This window comes from Phenylobacterium sp. (assembly GCF_030693625.1).
GTDB lineage: Bacteria > Pseudomonadota > Alphaproteobacteria > Caulobacterales > Caulobacteraceae > Phenylobacterium > Phenylobacterium ferrooxidans.
On sequence record NZ_JAUYAF010000007.1, the window covers coordinates 17489 to 33711 of the forward strand.

The window sequence follows — 16223 nt, forward strand, 5'->3', positions numbered from 1 at the left end:
ATGGCTGGCGACACCCTGGCGCCCGCCAAGATCAATCTCTTCCTCCACGTCGGCGCGCCGGGCGCCGACGGCTATCACCCGATCTGCAGCCTGATGGTCTTCGCCGACGCCGGCGACCGGGTGACCCTGCACGAGGGCGACGCCCTGGCCGTGAAGGTGCGGGGCCCCTTCGCCGGCCAGCTATCGGGGGAGGGCGACAATCTGGTCCTGCGCGCGGCCCGCGCCCTGCTGGCCAAGGCCAGGGGGCCACAGGTCCCAAAGGCCTTCATTCTGGACAAGCGCCTGCCGGTGGCGGCGGGTTTGGGCGGCGGCTCCAGCGACGCCGGCGCGGCCCTGCGCCTGATGCGCGAGGACATGACCCCGCGTCTGGAGGACACCGAGCTGGAGGCCGTCGCCGCGAGCCTCGGCGCCGATGGCGCGGCCTGTCTCTGGGGCCGGCCGGTCCTGGCGGAGGGACGTGGCGAGCGGCTTTCACCGGCCCCCGGCCTGCCGATCCTGGAGGCCGTGCTGGTCAATCCCGGCGTCTCGGTCTCGACACCCGCGGTCTACGGTGCCTTCGACGCCGCCAGCGTCTTCGGCGACGTTAAGCCTCCGACCCTGCCCGAGGCCTTCGAGAGCGTGGAGGAGGTGGCGGGCTGGCTCGCCACCACCCGCAATGACCTGGAGGCGGCCGCCGTGGCCCTGGCCCCGGAGATCGGCGACGTGCTCGCCACGCTTTCCGACGAGCCGGAGGCCCTGATCGCCCGCATGTCAGGCTCCGGCGCCACCTGTTTCGCTCTCTGCCAGAGCGAGGTCGAAGCCGAGACCCTGGCCGAGCGGATCATGGCCATGAAGCCCGACTGGTGGGTCCAGCGCTGCCGTCTCGGCGGCCCCTGGGGGTGACCCCGTGGAGACGGCCCGCCTGCGCCTGCGTCCGCTGACGCCGGACGATCTCGAACAACTGGTCGCGCTGCACGGCGATCCCCAGGTGATGTCCTTCATCACCGGGGCAGGGGAGACCCGCGAGGTTGTCGGGACCCAGAGCCTGCCCGACCTGCTCGCGCGTCGCACCTGGCTGCTGTTCGAGGGCGAGACCTTTCTCGGCTGGGTGTCGCTGCGGGTTGAGGGCGATGAGGCGGAACTGGGCTATCGGCTGACCCCCGCGGCCTGGGGCCGGGGCTACGCCAGCGAAGCAGCCCGCGCCCTCGTCGCCCTGGGTTTCCGCCAGCTGGGCCTCGCCCGCATCTGGGGGCAGACCATGGCGGTCAATGTCGGCTCCCGGCGGGTGATGGAGAAGGCGGGCCTGACCTATGTCCGCACCTTCCACCTGGCCTGGGACGATCCCCTGCCGGGCGCGGAGCAGGGCGAGGTGGAGTACGCGCTGCTGCGCGACGACTGGCGCTAGCCCAAACGAAAACGGGGGCCCCGAAGGACCCCCGTTCCCAACGCTTTAGTTTGACGTGGACTATTCGTGCAGGGCTTCGCCGTGCAGCGAGAGGTCCAGGCCCTCGACTTCGCCCTCTTCCGAGACGCGCAGGCCGGTGGTGAACTTGACCACGAACAGGATGATCAGGGTGACCACGCCGGACCAGGCGATGGTGGCGATGATACCCAGCGACTGCTTGGCGACGCTGGCGCCTTCACCCAGGCTGTTGATGGCCGGGTCGGCCAGGGCGCCGGTGAGCAGGGCGCCGACGATGCCGGCGATCCCGTGCACGCCGAAGGCGTCCAGGCTGTCGTCATACTTGAGCAGACGCTTGAGCCAGACCGCGCCGACATAGGCCGCGCCGCCACCGATGATGCCGATGATCAGAGCGCCTTGCGGGTTCACGAAACCGGCGGCCGGGGTGATGGCGACGAGACCCGCCACCGCACCGGAGGCCAGGCCCAGCATGCCGGGCTTCTTGCGCTCGACCCACTCCACGATCATCCAGGCCAGGGCGGCCGCGGCGGCCGCGATCTGGGTGTTGAGCATGGCGGCCGAGGCGATGCCGTCGGCGGCCCATTCCGAACCGGCGTTGAAGCCGAACCAGCCCACCCACAGCAGGCTGGCGCCGATCATGGTGTAGACTAGGTTGGACGGCGCCATGTTTTCCGCGCCGTAGCCCTTACGCTTGCCGAGCACCAGGGCGCACATCAGGCCCGCGACGCCCGCATTGATGTGAACGACGGTGCCGCCGGCGAAGTCCAGGACGCCCGCGCCCGAGAGCCAGCCGCCGCCCCAGACCCAGTGACAGACCGGCGCGTAGACGAAGATCGCCCACAGGGCGGTGAACAGCAGCAGGGCCGAGAACTTCATGCGCTCGGCGAAGGCGCCGGCGATGAGGGCGGGCGTGATGATGGCGAAGGTCATCTGATAGACGATCCACAGCATCTCAGGCAGGCCCTTGGCGGCCGAGAAGGCCGTCTCGGTGGTGACGCCGCTGAGGAACAGGACGTCGAAGGAGCCGATGTACTTGTTCAGATTCTCATCGGGGTTCACGCCGAAGGACAGGCTGTAGGTGATGGCCATCCAGACGATCGTCACCACGCAGGTGACGGCGAAGGACTGGGCCACCGTGGCGATGACGTTCTTGCGGCGGACCATGCCGCCGTAGAACAGCGCCAGGCCCGGAATCGTCATCATCAGAACCAGGGCCGTGGAGGTCAGGATCCAGGCCGTGCCGGAGCCGTCCAGTTCGAGCTTGGCCTGGTGAGCCAGCAGGGCCGGAGCCGCCTCGGCGGCGGCCGGAGCCTCGGCCGCCGGAGCCTCTTCAGGCGCGGGCGCAGCGGCTTCCGGCGCGGGCGCGGCGGCCTCGGCGGCGGGCGGCGCGGCGTCCTGTGCGAAGGCCGGGAACGCCAGGGGCGCTCCGACCAGGGTGGCGGCGGCCAATAGGCCCGCCAGCCGCTTAAATCCGAATGTTTTCATGTGCTATCCCCTTGTCCCGATGAGTTCGCGCTGCGCTCTAGAGCGCCGCAGTGCCGGACTCGCCGGTCCGAATGCGAACCGCGTCCTCGACATTGAGGACGAAGATCTTCCCGTCTCCGATCTTGCCGGTGGCGGCGGCGGCCTTGACGGCTTCCACGGCCTTGGCCGCGGCGCTGTCGTCGACGACCGCTTCCAGCTTCACCTTGGGAACGAAGTTCACCTGGTACTCAGCGCCCCGGTAGATCTCCGTCTGCCCCTTCTGCCGGCCGTAGCCCTTAACTTCCGAGACCGTCAGCCCCTCGACGCCGGCGGCGACGAGCGCTTCGCGCACATCGTCCAGCTTGAAGGGTTTGACGATCGCCATGATCAGTTTCATCGCTCGCTCCTGCGCAGCCCCAAAGATCGGCACGCCCGTGGTGAATTCCCGACCCGTCGCGAGTTCAGCCCCCTCGACGGCATGGCGACGCTATCGAGACACGCCGGTGACGACGGACGCCCGGTAACTATTGATCAAGGAAAAGTCGTCGGGCGCCTTATCCGCAGGCACATCGCCCAGGGGGTGATCAATTGTTACGCAGATAGCGGCGCCACACCGCGCATCGCCCTGGTCAAGTTGCAGGGGGCGACCCACCGCATGGGGTTCACGAACCCGTGATCTGGGCAACCGCAGGCGGCGCCGTGCGCTCTTTGCCTCGACAGGCCGAGCCTTCGTCCAGGCTCGGTGAGTGGGGGCATCCATTCACCCCGTCATGAGAACCCGATGTATTTGAACCGTATCCTGACCACGACCGCCGCCCTGGCCCTGATGGCCGGCGTCGCGCAGGCGCAAACCGCCACCAAGCCCGCCAAGGCGCCGGCCGCCGCCGTATCGACCGCGAAATCGACAGCCGCTCCCGCCGCCACGGCGCCCGCCGGCGCGACCGCTGAAACCGCCACCGCGGGCTCCGCCCAGATTGTCGCCGCCGGCGACATCGTGGCCACCGCCAAGGCCTCGGGCCAGTTCACGACCTTCCTGAAAGCCGCCGAGGCCACGAACCTCACCAGCCTGCTCAGGGACAACAAGAACCTGACTGTGTTCGCCCCGACCGACGCCGCCTTCGCGGCGCTGCCGGCCGGCGAACTCGACAAGCTGATGCTGCCCGAGAACAAGGCTCAGCTTCAGAAGGTGCTGATCTATCACGTCATCAACGCCAAGGTGCCCGCGAGCGAGTTCAAGGGCGCCACCCGCAAGGCGGCGACCGTCGCCGGCCCCTCCGTCGAACTGGCGGGCGGCGCGACGCTCAAGGTCAATGACGCCGAGATCGTCCAGTCCGACGTGATGGCCACCAATGGCGTCATCCACGTCGTGGACAAGGTCCTGATGCCGCCGGGCGCCATGGCGGCCGTCAACTCCGCCGTCTCCGCCTCGGCCACCACGGCGGCGCCGCCGGCCAAGGAGCCGAGCACCCTGCCGGCCACCCAGGTGATGCCGAAAACCAAATAGTCGGGGCTACCCGGCGCGCATCGCGCCGGGTTCTTCAGGAACCACCAGGAGCAACGATCATGACTTTCAAGACTCTTCTCGCCGCCGCGGCCGCCACCGCACTGATGGCCGGCGCAGCCCAGGCTCAGACCATGACCCAGCCGGGCGACCCCTCCATGCCGCCCATGACGACGCCGGCCGGTGACCCCGTGCCGACAATGGACGGCGCCACGACGGAAACCTCGGTGGAGGGCACGTCCTCCACCAGCGTCACGACCCCGATGGCGAGCACGGGCGCGACCACCGATACATCTGCCACCATGACCACCACGACGGTGACCAACGGTCCTGTGGCCGACACGCCGGAGAACCGCGCGCTCTACAAGCCCCTGTCGCGCGCCGGCAATCGCACGGCCGCCAAGGGTAACTAAAGACTCCCCTACGTGGGTTGAAGCAGAGGTCGGCGGGCCCTATGGTCCGCCGACTTTTTTTGCGCCTGCGAAACAGCCCATATGCCCACCGACAAGCCGCTTTCATTTCAGGGTCTTATCCTGAAATTGCACGACTATTGGAGCCGTCAGGGCTGCGTGATTCTGCAGCCGCACGACGTGGAGGTCGGCGCTGGGACCCTGCACCCGGCCACGGTCCTGCGCGCGCTCGGTCCCAAGTCCTGGCGGGCGGCCTATGTGCAGCCCTCGCGCCGCCCCGGCGACGGCCGCTATGGCGAGAACCCCAACCGCCTGCAGCACTACTACCAGTACCAGGTGATCCTGAAGCCGAACCCCGACAACCTGCAGGAGCTCTATTTGGGCAGCCTGGAGGCCATCGGGCTGAACACGCGCCTGCACGACATTCGCTTCGTCGAGGACGACTGGGAGAACCCCACGGTCGGGGCCTGGGGCCTGGGCTGGGAGGTCTGGTGCGACGGCATGGAGGTCAGCCAGTACACCTACATGCAGCAGGTGGGCGGCCTGGACGTCTTCCCGGTGGCCGGCGAACTGACCTACGGGCTTGAGCGCCTGGCGATGTACATCCAGGGCGTGGACAACTTCGCCGACCTGGCCTTCAACGATCCCGACGGCCCCGAGCCCAAGACCTATGGCGACGTTTTCCTGGAGAATGAGCGCCAACATTCCGAGGCCAATTTCCACGGGTATGACGTGGAGACCCTGAAGCGCCAGTTCGAGGACATGGAGATCCAGGTCCCGCGCCTGCTGGGCATGACCGGTCCCCAGGGCCAGGCCATCGTTCTGCCGGCCTATGACCACGTGCTGAAGGCCAGCCACCTGTTCAACCTGATGGACGCGCGTGGCGCCATCGCCGTGGCCGAACGCCAGAGCTACATCGGCCGCATCCGCGACCTGACCAAGATGTGCGCCCTGGCCTGGGTGAAGAATGAGGGGGGCAACGGCCTCCCCGACGCCGAGCAGGTTGCGAAGTAGGACCATGCCCCAGCTTCTGATCGAACTGTTCTCCGAAGAGATTCCCGCGCGCATGCAGGCCCAGGCCGCGCGCGACTTCGAACGTCTGGCCCGCGAGCACCTGGCGAGCGAGGGCCTGATCCCGGAGGCCGTGAAGTCCTTCGGCGGCCCCCGCCGCCTGACCCTGGTGGCTGAGGGCCTGCCGGCCACGCAAGGCGACCGCCATGAGGACCGCAAGGGCCCCCGCGTCGGGTCCCCGGACCAGGCCATGGAAGGCTTCCTGCGCTCTACCGGCCTGACCCGCGAGCAACTGGTGGAGAAGGACGGCGTCTGGTTCGCCCACATCCACCGCCAGGGTCGCCCGACGCCTGAGATCATCGCCGAGATGGTCGAGAAGATCGTCCGCGACTTCCCCTGGCCGAAGTCCATGACCTGGGGCCGCGGAACCCTGCGCTGGGTGCGGCCGCTGAAGCGCATCGTCTGCGTCTTCGACGGCGAGGTCGTGCCCTTCAGCGTCGACGGCGTCGAGAGCGGGAACGTGACCGAGGGCCACCGCTTCATGGGCTCGGGTCAGCCCTTCAAGGTGCGGGACTTCGACGAATACGCTGAGAAGCTGGCGAAGCACTTCGTGATCCTGGATCCCGAGGAGCGCAAGGACCGCATCCTGGACGGCGCCAAGACGCTCTGCTTCGCGCGCAATCTGGACCTGGTGGACGACGAGGGCCTGCTGGACGAGGTGGCGGGCCTGGCCGAGTGGCCGACCCCGGTGCTGGGCGACATGGAGCCGGCGTTCCTGGACCTGCCGCCGGAGGTCATCCGCACCTCCATGCGCACCCACCAGAAGTATTTCGCGGTCCGTGACCCGGCCCCCGGCAAGCTGGCGCCGCACTTCCTGACCGTGGCCAATATCGAGGCCGCCGACGGTGGCAAGGTGATCGCGGCGGGCAACGCCAAGGTGCTGTCGGCCCGCCTGTCGGACGCCCGCTTCTTCTGGGATGAGGACCGCAAGACCTCCCTGGAAGACCGCCTGGAGAAGCTGAAGGGCGTCACCTTCCACGCCAAGCTGGGCAGCCTCTATGAGCGGGTCGAGCGGCTGGAGCTGCTGTCCAAGGCCATCGCGCCCCGGGTCGGCGCCGATGTCGCCAAGGCCGTGCTGGCCGCGCGCCTGGCCAAGGCCGATCTCGGAACAGGCATGGTCGGCGAGTTCCCGGAACTGCAGGGCCTGATGGGCGGCTACTACGCCCGTGAGGAAAAGATCAGCGGCGTCGTCGCCGACGCCATCCGCGATCACTACCGCCCGGTCGGCGCCAATGACGAGGCGCCCGACACGCCGGTGACCATGGCCGTGGCCCTGGCCGAAAAGCTCGACACGCTGACGGCCTTCTTCGCCATCAACGAGAAGCCCACCGGCTCCCGCGACCCCTACGCCCTGCGCCGCGCGGCGCTAGGCGTGATCCGCATCCTGCTGGGCTCCGAAGCCCGCGCCCCGGTCCGTGAGCTGGTGGGTGACTGGTACCGGTCCCTGCGCTGCTTCGTCGATCCGGGCCGCGCCCTCTACGTCTCCACCAAGCGCACCACCGGCTATCTGGGTCCGCTGTCGCGCAGTCCCTCGGAGGTCTTCGAGACCTATGTCGAGGAGTTCGAGGACGCCCTGCTTGAGGGCAAGCCCTATGTCGTGGTCACCGAGGAAGACTTCGACATCCGCTTTGATCGTTCGGCCGCGGCCGGCGACGCGCCTGAGGGCGAGGTGATCTACGAATTCCGCCCCTACGGCGTGGTGGCCGACGAGGTCATGGCCTTCTTCGCCGACCGCCTGAAGGTGGTGCTGCGCGACCAGGGCAAGCGCCACGACCTGGTGGACGCGGTCTTCGCCCTCGGCGACGACGACCTGGTGCGCATCGTGGCCCGGGTCGAGGCGCTGGACGGCTTCCTCAAGACCGAGGACGGCAAGAACCTGCTGGCCGGCGAGAAGCGGGCCCGCCAGCTGCTGCAGGCCGAGGAAAAGAAGGGCCCGCTACCGGCTGGGCCGGCGGTCGGCATGGCCGGCGCCTCGCCCGAGGAGACCGCCCTGGTCGGGGCGATTTCCCTTGCGGAACCCGCGGTGGCGCGTGCATTGCACAATGAAGATTTCGCGGGCGCGATGCGTGCTCTGTCGGGACTTCGCGGGCCTGTGGACGCCTTCTTCGAGAAGGTTCTGGTGAACTCTGAAGTCGCGGCGGAACGTGAGAACCGTCTACGGCTTCTGGCACAGGTGCGGGACGCGATGGGTCGCGTCGCGGACTTCTCTTTGGTGACGGGTTAGGAGACCTCAAGGATGCCGACCGATACGCTGACGAAGTCGCGCTGGGTCTATTCCTTCGGCGGAGGCGGCGCCGATGGCGACGCGTCCATGAAGAACCTGCTGGGCGGGAAGGGGGCCAATCTCGCCGAGATGTCCTCCCTGGGCCTGCCTGTCCCTCCCGGCTTCACCATCACCACCGAAGCCTGCGTCCACTACTATTCCAACGACAAGACCTATCCCGAGGGCTTGAAGGAACAGGTGATCGCGGGCCTGGCCAAGGTGGAGACGATCACCGGCAAGGTGTTCGGCGACGCCGCCAACCCGCTGCTGGTTTCGGTGCGCTCGGGCGCCCGGGCCTCGATGCCCGGCATGATGGACACCGTCCTCAACCTGGGCCTCAACGACCAGACTGTGGAGGGGCTGGCCAAGCTGGCCGGTGACCGCCGCTTCGCCTTCGACAGCTACCGCCGCTTCATCCAGATGTACTCGGCCGTGGTCCTCGACCTGGACCACCACATGTTCGAGGACATCCTCGACGAGCAGAAGGAACGCCTCGACGTCACCGTCGACACCGCGCTTTCCGCCGAAGACTGGGAAAAGGTCGTCGGCGCTTATAAGGCCGCGGTCGAGCGCGAGCTGGGCCACCCGTTCCCGCAGGATCCGCACGCCCAGCTCTGGGGCGCCATCAGCGCGGTGTTCGCCAGCTGGATGAACGATCGGGCCAAGTTCTATCGCCGCATGCACGACATCCCCGAGAGCTGGGGGACCGCCGTCAATGTCCAGTCGATGGTGTTTGGCAATATGGGCGACTCTTCGGCTACCGGTGTCGCCTTCACCCGCAACCCCTCCACCGGCGAGGCCCGCCTCTATGGCGAGTTCCTGATCAACGCCCAGGGCGAGGACGTCGTGGCGGGCATCCGCACGCCCCAGGCCCTGACGCGGGCCGCCCGCGAGGAGATGGGCGAGAAATCGCCGTCCATGGAGGAGGCCCTCCCGGACGTCTTCAAGGAGTTCAAGTCCGTCGTCGAGAAGCTGGAACAGCACTATCGCGACATGCAGGACATCGAGTTCACCGTGGAGAAGGGGCGCCTCTACATGCTCCAGACCCGCAACGGCAAGCGCACCGCCAAGGCGGCGCTGAAGGTGGCGGTGGATCTCGCCAACGAGGGCCTGATCACCAAGGAAGAGGCGGTGATGCGTATCGAGCCTGGTTCGCTCGACCAGCTGCTGCACCCCACCATTGACCCTGCGAGCCCGCGCGACGTCATCACCTCGGGCCTGCCGGCCTCGCCGGGCGCGGCCACCGGCAAGGTGGTGTTCGACGCCGACGAGGCCGAGAAGATGGCCGCCGCCGGCGAGTCCGTGATCCTGGTCCGCGAGGAAACCAGCCCGGAAGACATCCACGGCATGCATGCCGCCAAGGCGATCCTGACGGCCCGGGGCGGCATGACCAGCCACGCCGCCGTGGTGGCGCGCGGCATGGGACGGCCCTGCGTCTCCGGCGCCAGCGAGCTCTATATCGACGATGCGGCCCAGACCTTCCGGGCCCGCAACCGCACCTTCAAGGCCGGTGACATCATCACCATTGACGGCTCCAAGGGCGAGGTGCTCTCGGGCGCCGTGCAGATGATCGAGCCGGAGCTGACGGGCGACTTCGCCGCCCTGATGGTCTGGGCCGACGCGATCCGCCGCCTGAAGGTCCGCGCCAACGCCGAGACCGCCACCGACGCCGCCGCCGCCCGACAGTTCGGGGCCGAGGGGATCGGCCTGGTGCGCTCCGAGCACATGTTCTTCGACGCCGTCCGCATCGCCGCGGTGCGCGAGATGATCCTGGCCGACGACCGGCCCGGGCGGGAACAGGCCCTGGCCAAGATGCTGGTCATGCAGCGCGAGGACTTCGTCCAGCTGTTCTCCATCATGGAGGGCCTGCCGGTCACCTTCCGCCTGCTCGACCCGCCCCTGCACGAGTTCCTGCCCCACACCGCCGAGGATGTGGAGGCCGTCTCCAAGGCCACCGGCCTGGACGCCGCCAAGCTGCTGGCCCGCGCCAAGGAGTTGCATGAGGTGAACCCCATGCTGGGCCACCGCGGCTGCCGCCTGGGCGTGGCTTACCCTGAGATCTACGAGATGCAGGTCCGCGCCATCCTGGAGGCCGCCATCGAGGTGGTGCAGTCGGGCAAGGCCGCGCCGATCCCGGAGATCATGCACCCCCTGGTCTCCAAGGGCCTGGAGATGAAGTTCCTGCGGGAGCTCACCGACCGGGTCGCGAAACAGGTGATGGCCGAGAAAGGCGTCACCATCGACTACCGCGTCGGCACCATGGTGGAGCTGCCCCGCGCCGCCATCCGCGCCGACGACCTGGCCGAGCACGCCGAATTCTTCTCCTTCGGCACCAACGACCTGACCCAGACGACCTTCGGCATCAGCCGTGACGACTCCGGCCGCTTCCTGGGCGCCTATATCGACAAGGGTATCTTCGAGCGCGATCCCTTCGTGACCCTCGACCAGGAAGGCGTCGGCGACCTGATCCGCATCGCCGTGGAGCGCGGCCGCAAGACCCGCCCCGATATCAAGCTCGGCATCTGCGGCGAGCACGGCGGCGACCCGGCCTCCATCGACTTCTGCGAGAAGGTCGGCCTGGACTACGTCAGCTGCTCGCCCTTCCGGGTGCCGATCGCCCGCCTCGCGGCGGCCCAGGCCGCCATTGGCGAGCGCGAGAAAGACCGGTGAGGCGAGACGGCTCCGCAGCCCGGGCGCGCCTCGCCAGGGCCGCCCCCAAGGCGCTCCCGGCCGGGGCGATGGGAGCTGGCGCGATGGGCGCCGGAGCCGTGGGCGCGGTGGCCTTCGGCGCCTTCGCGGTCGGGGCCTTGGCCCTGGGCGTGTTGTCCATCGGCTACCTGGCCGTCGGCGGCCTGGCGCTGGGCCGCGGCCACATCAAGCATCTCGAGATCGACGACCTCGTCGTCCGCAAACTGACCATAGTCGACGGCAAGCCTGGGGACCCGACATGACCGCACGCATTCACGGCGCGCTCTATCCCGCCCCCTCGGAGGGCCTGCCGCTGATCATCGCCATCTTCAAGGACGGCGAACTGGCCGGCTGCAACATCGCGGCCGACGAGGTCCAGGGCGAGGCGATGATCAAGACCGCCGTGGCCGAGCTGCAGCGGCTGGAAGTCATGTCCAACCTGCCGCCGACCATCACCGTGCGCAGGCCCGTCCAGCCGCGATAGGGCGGGCATAGCCAGTTCAGTGGCGCGTGGCGTCAATGCGCCATTCGCCAGCTCTTTCTTCCCTATCCGACCGCCATCTGGGTTCAGCTCGGCGTTGGCTGCAGGATGCGGTTGAGCGGCCGGTAGAACGCCAGGACCCCGATCGCGCCGGCCAGGGATATGGCCGCGTGCAGTCCCCAGAAGCTGACCGGCTCCATCTTCTCGTAGTAGCTCCCCAGCAGGCCGCACAGGTAGTTGGAGACGAAGGAGGTCAGGAAGGCCAGCCCCATGACCACGCCGCCGATGGCCGAGGGCGCTGCCCGCGAGCAGAGGGCGAGCGTCGTCGGCCAGGTGTAGATGAAGCCAAGGGCGAACAGAGCGAAGCAGGCCACGCTCCACAGCAGGCTCGGCTTGCCGCCCCCGGCCACGATGAGGGACGCGACCACCAGGCAGACCATGCCCGCAGCCCCCATCAAGCTCCCCCAGCCGATCTTGACCAGGTCGCTGGGCTCGGTTCCGCGCGCCTCCTGATTGCGCCACAGCCGGATGGCCAAAGGCGTGAAGGCCACGATGAACAGCCCGTCCAGGGCGGGAAGCCAGGTCACTGGGGTCTGGAAACCAAGGATGTGCCGGTCGGTCGTCTCCCGGTACCACAGGGTCATGACGTTGAATTCCTGAGCGTAGGCCGTGGAGAAGAAGGTCCCCAGCACCAACATGCCCACCAGGGCCAGGATGATCTTGCCGTCGCCGGGCGCGAGGCTGGGCCGCTTCTCCGTCCCGCGCGACTTGAGGGTATCCGGTGGCAGATGCCGGCCGCCGGCCAGGTAGGTAATCAGAGCCGCCACCATGCCCGCCGCGGCCAGCCCGAAGCCGTAGTGCCAGCCATAGAGCTCGCCCACGGTTCCGCAGGCCAGGGGCGCGAGGAAGGCGCCGACATTGATGCCGAGGTTGAAGAGCGAGAAGCCCCGCGTGCGACGCGAGTCGGTCTTGCCGTAGAGAGCGCCCACCTGGGCCGAGATGTTGCCCTTCAGGCAGCCGCTGCCGAGGATCAGCACCAGCAGGGCGATCAGGAACGAGACCTCGAAGGCCATCAGCAGGTGGCCCAGCGCCATTAGCACTGCGCCCAGGATCACCGTGCGTTTTTGGCCCAGCACCTGGTCGCCGATCCAGCCGCCGATCACCGGCGTGAAGTAGACGAAGGCGGTGTAGAGGCCGAAGATCTGCGACGAGAGGGCCTGGATCGACAGGGGCCCGAATACGCTCTCTAGGCCCGCCCGGAAGACCGGCATCCCGGCGATAGCCTCGACGTGGCCCGGCTGCAGCGCCTGGTCCACCATGTAGAGCACCAGCAGCGCCTGCATTCCGTAGAACGAGAAGCGCTCCCAGACCTCGGTGAAGCTCAGATAGAGCAGGCCGCGTGGATGGCCCATCAAGTCGCGCGTGGCGGTGATGTCAGGTAAGCCCGTGGCGTCGGTCGATGTGGTCACGTCGGCCCCCCCAGGCGCGGTATAGGCGAAGCGTGCCCTGCGCCTTACAGGAGGGAAAGCGGCTTTTCGCCGCCCTGGGATCACCCTGCTCGACGGTCGCGCTGGTTATTTGACGACTCGCGCCTATCTTGCGGAAATGCCTAGTCAAATCCCCCTGGCCACCATCGGCTACGAGAGCCAGACCCAGGACGCGGTGATCGCCCGCCTGAAGGCCGCGAAGGTGTCCGTGCTGATCGACGTTCGGGCGGTGGCGGCGTCCCGTCGCGCCGGCTTCTCCAAGACCCTGCTGGCCGCCAGCCTCGCCGAGGCCGGGATTGAATACCTCCACCTGCGCCAGCTGGGCACCCCCAAGCCCGGCCGCGACGCCGCGCGCAAGGGGCGGGTGGCGGAGATGACAGAGATCTTCGAGGCCCACATGGCCGAGCCGGCCGCCCAGCTCGAACTGGCCCGCGCCACCGCCATCGCTGCCGACCGTAAGACCGCGCTGCTCTGCTATGAGGCCGATCCTTGCGGGTGCCATCGCAAGATTTTGGCTGCCACGATCGCCGAGGACCTAGGCTGCGAGATCGAGAATCTGTAGCGCGCTGGTCGTTGATGCTCGGAGGGCGCTGGTCCAGACGCCCGTGAACACCTTCGGCGGTTCGGGCGAATCCATGTGGCGCCCAGTCGCGCCACGGTTCATTGGCCTTCGAACTCGGCGTCGATCACCAGCTCGATGGGGTCGGCGAACACGGGCGGCATGCCGAAGTCGGCCGGCTTGATCCTGGTGGTGGCGGTCATCCCGATGCGCGGTTTGCCGAAGCCCTTGCCGGCCCCCACCAGCACCACATCAAAGGTGATCGGCCTGGTCTTGCCCATCAGGGTGAGATCGCCGTCCACCTGGCCATGGGTCGCGTCGGTCTTGCGGAAGGCGGTGGAGACGAAGGTCGCCGTCGGATTGGCCTTGGCGCCCAGGTACTTGCTGGAGATGTCGGCGCCGAAGCCCGCGACATTGGTGGCTACGGTCCCGGTCTCCACCGTCGCGGTGACCGACGACTTGGCCGGCGAGGCGGGATCCCAGACCAGGGAGCCTGCCACCTTGTCGAAGCGGAAGACGCTGATCGAGTAGCCCATGTGAGGCACGCGGGCGAGGACGGACGCGTGGTCCTTGTCCAGCTTGTAGGTCCCGACAGGCGCCAGGCTGGCGTCGGGCTCACCGCAGAAAATTCCCGCCGGCACGCCGGGCGGGCAGGCGCCGTTGGCCGCCAGGGCCTGGCCGACGAAGGCCTGGGAGATCGCCAGACTGGCGCCCACGGCCAGCAACGACTTCAGAAGATTGGTCATACGCAAGCACCCTTGTTTCCGGTGATCCTGCCTCAAGGACGAACCGCCGAACGCACGCCCGACAACGGACCTGACCCTTTTTGTCAGGCGCCCGGGACGAGGACCAGGGACTCCCCCACCAACTCCTGCAACAGAGTGGTGCGCGGATAGGGATGGTGCCGGTACTGGCGGAACCCCTCGGCCAGGGCCACGCCGAAATCGCGGCCCCGCCTGCGGGTCCAGGCCTCCATCGAAGCCTGGTGATCGCTGATGTCGTGCTGCTTGGAGACCCAGCTGTCCTGGCTCTTGTGGGCCGCGAGCATGGCCTGCTTTGTGGCGAAGTGGCTGCCCACGTCGACGCCGAAATCGGGAATCACCTTCGCCCCCTCGCGGTCGCGCCCGCCGATGGGATCCATGAAATAGAGATGCGGGATGCCCGCCAGGATGGGCGCGTCGCCGGTCCTGTAGTTGGGGACCGAGGCGGCGAAACAGGCGTCGCGGACCAGCACGCTCACCGCCTCGTGGTCGGGGTGGTAGTCGACGGGTGAGGCGGTCAGCACGATGTCCGGCGCGGCCCAGCGAATCATCTCGGTCACCCGACGCCGGCAGGGATCGTCGTTGAAGACGCAGAGGTCTGGGATGTCCGCACAGCGATAGGCCGCCCCGATCAGCCCGGCCGCCGTGGCGGCCTCGGCCTTGCGGATCCGGGCGGTCTCGGCGGGCTCGGTCTCGTTGGAGCCGCAGTCCCCCGCCGTCACCGTGACGATCTTCAGGTCGTGTCCACGGGCGGCCAGGACCGCCATGGCGCCTGCGGCCAAGGTCTCGATGTCATCGGGATGGGCGTGGATGGCGAGGATCGTGGTCATGGCGCACTTATCTCCCGACATCCGCCGCGCGGAAAGCCGGGACATAAATCACCTGACAAGCCCGGGGTTATCTGGCTTTTTCCACCCCATATTCGGGAGGGTAGGGGCATGGCCCAATTCGATGCGGCCGCGGCGACGCAGGCCTATCTCGCGACATTGCCGCCTGAGGCTCACGCCAAGGCCACGGCCTATACCCAGGGCGGGCACTGGGTGCTGCTGTGGGCCGCCGTGGTGGCGGTGGTGGTCGCCTGGCTGGTGCTGAAGTCCGACGTCCTGGTGAAGGTCCGCAACAGCGTGGAGGCTGGGAAGAGCCGCCCCTGGCTGGCGGTGGTTGCAGTCGTCGTCGTCGACATGCTGATCGAGGGCCTGCTGACCCTGCCCTGGGCGGCCTATGAGGACTGGTGGCGGCAGAAGTCCTACGGCCTCACCGACCAGGCCTTCGGCGGCTGGGCCGGCGAGACCCTGCTCATGCTGGCGATCTCCCTGGTCATGACCGTGGCCCTTGCCTCCGGCGTCTACGCCTTGATGCGCAAGGCCCCCAAGACCTGGTGGGCCTGGGGCGGCGGCCTGGTGGCCGTGGCCTTCATGGTGATCATGGTGGTGTCCCCGGTGTTCATCGAGCCGCTGTTCAACACCTACACGCCCGCGCCTCCCGGTCCGGTTCGCGACACGGTGGTGACGATGGCCAACGCCAACGGCGTGCCCTCCGACAAGATCTATGTCTATGACGGCTCCAAGCAGTCCAACCGCTACACCGCCAATGTCTCGGGACTGTTCGGCACCGCCCGGATCGCCATGAGCGACACGATGTTCAAGCAGGGCGCCGACCTCGCCGAGGTCAAGGGCGTGGTGGGGCACGAGATGGGCCACTACGTCCACATGCACTCCATCTGGCTGGCCTCGGCCTTCGGCGCCCTTGCCCTGGTGCTGTTCTTCCTGGTGGACCGGTTGTTCGCGCCGGTCGCGCGGCTGCTGGGCGCCAGGGACATCAGCGGGGTTTCCGACCCCGCCGGCCTGCCGGTGGTCTGGATCATCATGGCCGTGCTGGGCCTGCTGGCGACGCCCATCACCTCGTCCCTGATCCGGGTGGCCGAGACCGACGCCGACCGGTTCTCGCTGGAACGCTTCAACGAGCCGGACGGACTGGCCAAGGCCCTGGTAAAGACGATCGAATATCGCGCCGCCACCCCCTCGAAGCTGGAGGAGGTGCTGTTCTACGACCATCCTTCCGTCGGCAGCCGTGTCCGCATGGCGATGGACTGGAAGGCCGCCCATCCCCCCAAGAGTGAGCCGATCTACTGACCCA

At 68.1% G+C, this 16223-nt stretch carries 16 protein-coding genes; 11 read left to right on the forward strand and 5 right to left on the reverse strand.

Features of this window, described 5'->3' with window-relative positions:
• Positions 1 to 882, forward strand: a complete 882-nt coding sequence (locus tag Q8N10_RS01080) for a 4-(cytidine 5'-diphospho)-2-C-methyl-D-erythritol kinase (protein WP_304776628.1) — start codon at positions 1 to 3, stop codon at positions 880 to 882.
• A 4-nt stretch (positions 883 to 886) separates the two neighbouring features.
• Positions 887 to 1384: a GNAT family N-acetyltransferase gene (locus tag Q8N10_RS01085; RefSeq protein ID WP_304776631.1), complete on the forward strand. Its 498-nt coding sequence runs from the start codon at positions 887 to 889 to the stop codon at positions 1382 to 1384.
• A 60-nt stretch (positions 1385 to 1444) separates the two neighbouring features.
• Here Q8N10_RS01085 and Q8N10_RS01090 read toward each other — a convergent pair whose 3' ends face one another.
• The gene (locus tag Q8N10_RS01090; protein ID WP_304776634.1) at positions 1445 to 2887 is read right to left on the reverse strand and encodes an ammonium transporter; all 1443 of its coding nucleotides are present in this window, start codon (positions 2885 to 2887) and stop codon (positions 1445 to 1447) included.
• 37 nt (positions 2888 to 2924) lie between these two features.
• Complete coding sequence (locus Q8N10_RS01095; RefSeq protein WP_215339866.1) at positions 2925 to 3263, reverse strand: P-II family nitrogen regulator; 339 nt, start codon at positions 3261 to 3263, stop codon at positions 2925 to 2927.
• A gap of 384 nt (positions 3264 to 3647) precedes the next feature.
• Here Q8N10_RS01095 and Q8N10_RS01100 point away from each other — a divergent pair, with 384 nt between their 5' ends.
• The 7 genes from Q8N10_RS01100 to Q8N10_RS01130 all read left to right on the forward strand — a co-directional run bounded on the left by Q8N10_RS01100 (position 3648) and on the right by Q8N10_RS01130 (position 11283).
• Positions 3648 to 4370: a fasciclin domain-containing protein gene (locus Q8N10_RS01100; RefSeq protein ID WP_304776636.1), complete on the forward strand. Its 723-nt coding sequence runs from the start codon at positions 3648 to 3650 to the stop codon at positions 4368 to 4370.
• Positions 4371 to 4429: 59 nt separating this feature from the next.
• Complete coding sequence (locus Q8N10_RS01105; RefSeq protein WP_304776638.1) at positions 4430 to 4780, forward strand: hypothetical protein; 351 nt, start codon at positions 4430 to 4432, stop codon at positions 4778 to 4780.
• An 81-nt stretch (positions 4781 to 4861) separates the two neighbouring features.
• On the forward strand, positions 4862 to 5791 hold the full coding sequence (locus Q8N10_RS01110) for a glycine--tRNA ligase subunit alpha (RefSeq protein WP_304776641.1): 930 nt from the start codon (positions 4862 to 4864) through the stop codon (positions 5789 to 5791).
• Between the two features lie 4 nt (positions 5792 to 5795).
• Positions 5796 to 8072, forward strand: coding sequence for a glycine--tRNA ligase subunit beta (glyS, locus tag Q8N10_RS01115; RefSeq protein WP_304776644.1), 2277 nt, complete (start codon positions 5796 to 5798; stop codon positions 8070 to 8072).
• 12 nt (positions 8073 to 8084) lie between these two features.
• A complete protein-coding gene (gene ppdK / locus Q8N10_RS01120; protein ID WP_304776646.1) occupies positions 8085 to 10781 on the forward strand; it encodes a pyruvate, phosphate dikinase in 2697 nt (898 codons plus the stop codon).
• An 83-nt stretch (positions 10782 to 10864) separates the two neighbouring features.
• Positions 10865 to 11062: a hypothetical protein gene (locus Q8N10_RS01125; protein WP_304776649.1), complete on the forward strand. Its 198-nt coding sequence runs from the start codon at positions 10865 to 10867 to the stop codon at positions 11060 to 11062.
• Complete coding sequence (locus Q8N10_RS01130; RefSeq protein WP_304776651.1) at positions 11059 to 11283, forward strand: hypothetical protein; 225 nt, start codon at positions 11059 to 11061, stop codon at positions 11281 to 11283. The genes Q8N10_RS01125 and Q8N10_RS01130 overlap by 4 nt, the downstream gene beginning before the upstream one ends.
• Positions 11284 to 11366: 83 nt before the next feature.
• On the opposite strand, the gene Q8N10_RS01135 is transcribed toward Q8N10_RS01130, so the two are convergent.
• Entirely contained in the window at positions 11367 to 12749 is a 1383-nt protein-coding gene (locus Q8N10_RS01135) for a peptide MFS transporter (RefSeq protein ID WP_304776653.1), read from the reverse strand.
• A gap of 136 nt (positions 12750 to 12885) precedes the next feature.
• Between Q8N10_RS01135 and Q8N10_RS01140 the strand changes: the two genes are divergently transcribed.
• Entirely contained in the window at positions 12886 to 13329 is a 444-nt protein-coding gene (locus Q8N10_RS01140; protein WP_304776656.1) for a DUF488 family protein, read from the forward strand.
• A 98-nt stretch (positions 13330 to 13427) separates the two neighbouring features.
• Here the strand turns inward: Q8N10_RS01140 and Q8N10_RS01145 are convergent, their stop codons facing one another.
• Both Q8N10_RS01145 and Q8N10_RS01150 read right to left on the reverse strand, forming a co-directional pair.
• A complete protein-coding gene (locus Q8N10_RS01145) occupies positions 13428 to 14072 on the reverse strand; it encodes a YceI family protein (RefSeq protein ID WP_304776659.1) in 645 nt (214 codons plus the stop codon).
• 83 nt (positions 14073 to 14155) lie between these two features.
• Positions 14156 to 14917, reverse strand: a complete 762-nt coding sequence (locus Q8N10_RS01150; protein ID WP_304776661.1) for a PIG-L deacetylase family protein — start codon at positions 14915 to 14917, stop codon at positions 14156 to 14158.
• A gap of 108 nt (positions 14918 to 15025) precedes the next feature.
• On the opposite strand from Q8N10_RS01150, the gene Q8N10_RS01155 reads away from it, so the two are divergent.
• Positions 15026 to 16219 carry a M48 family metalloprotease gene (locus Q8N10_RS01155; protein ID WP_304776664.1) on the forward strand — a complete coding sequence of 398 codons (1194 nt, stop codon included), beginning with the start codon at positions 15026 to 15028 and terminating at the stop codon, positions 16217 to 16219.
• Positions 16220 to 16223: the final 4 nt, after the last annotated feature.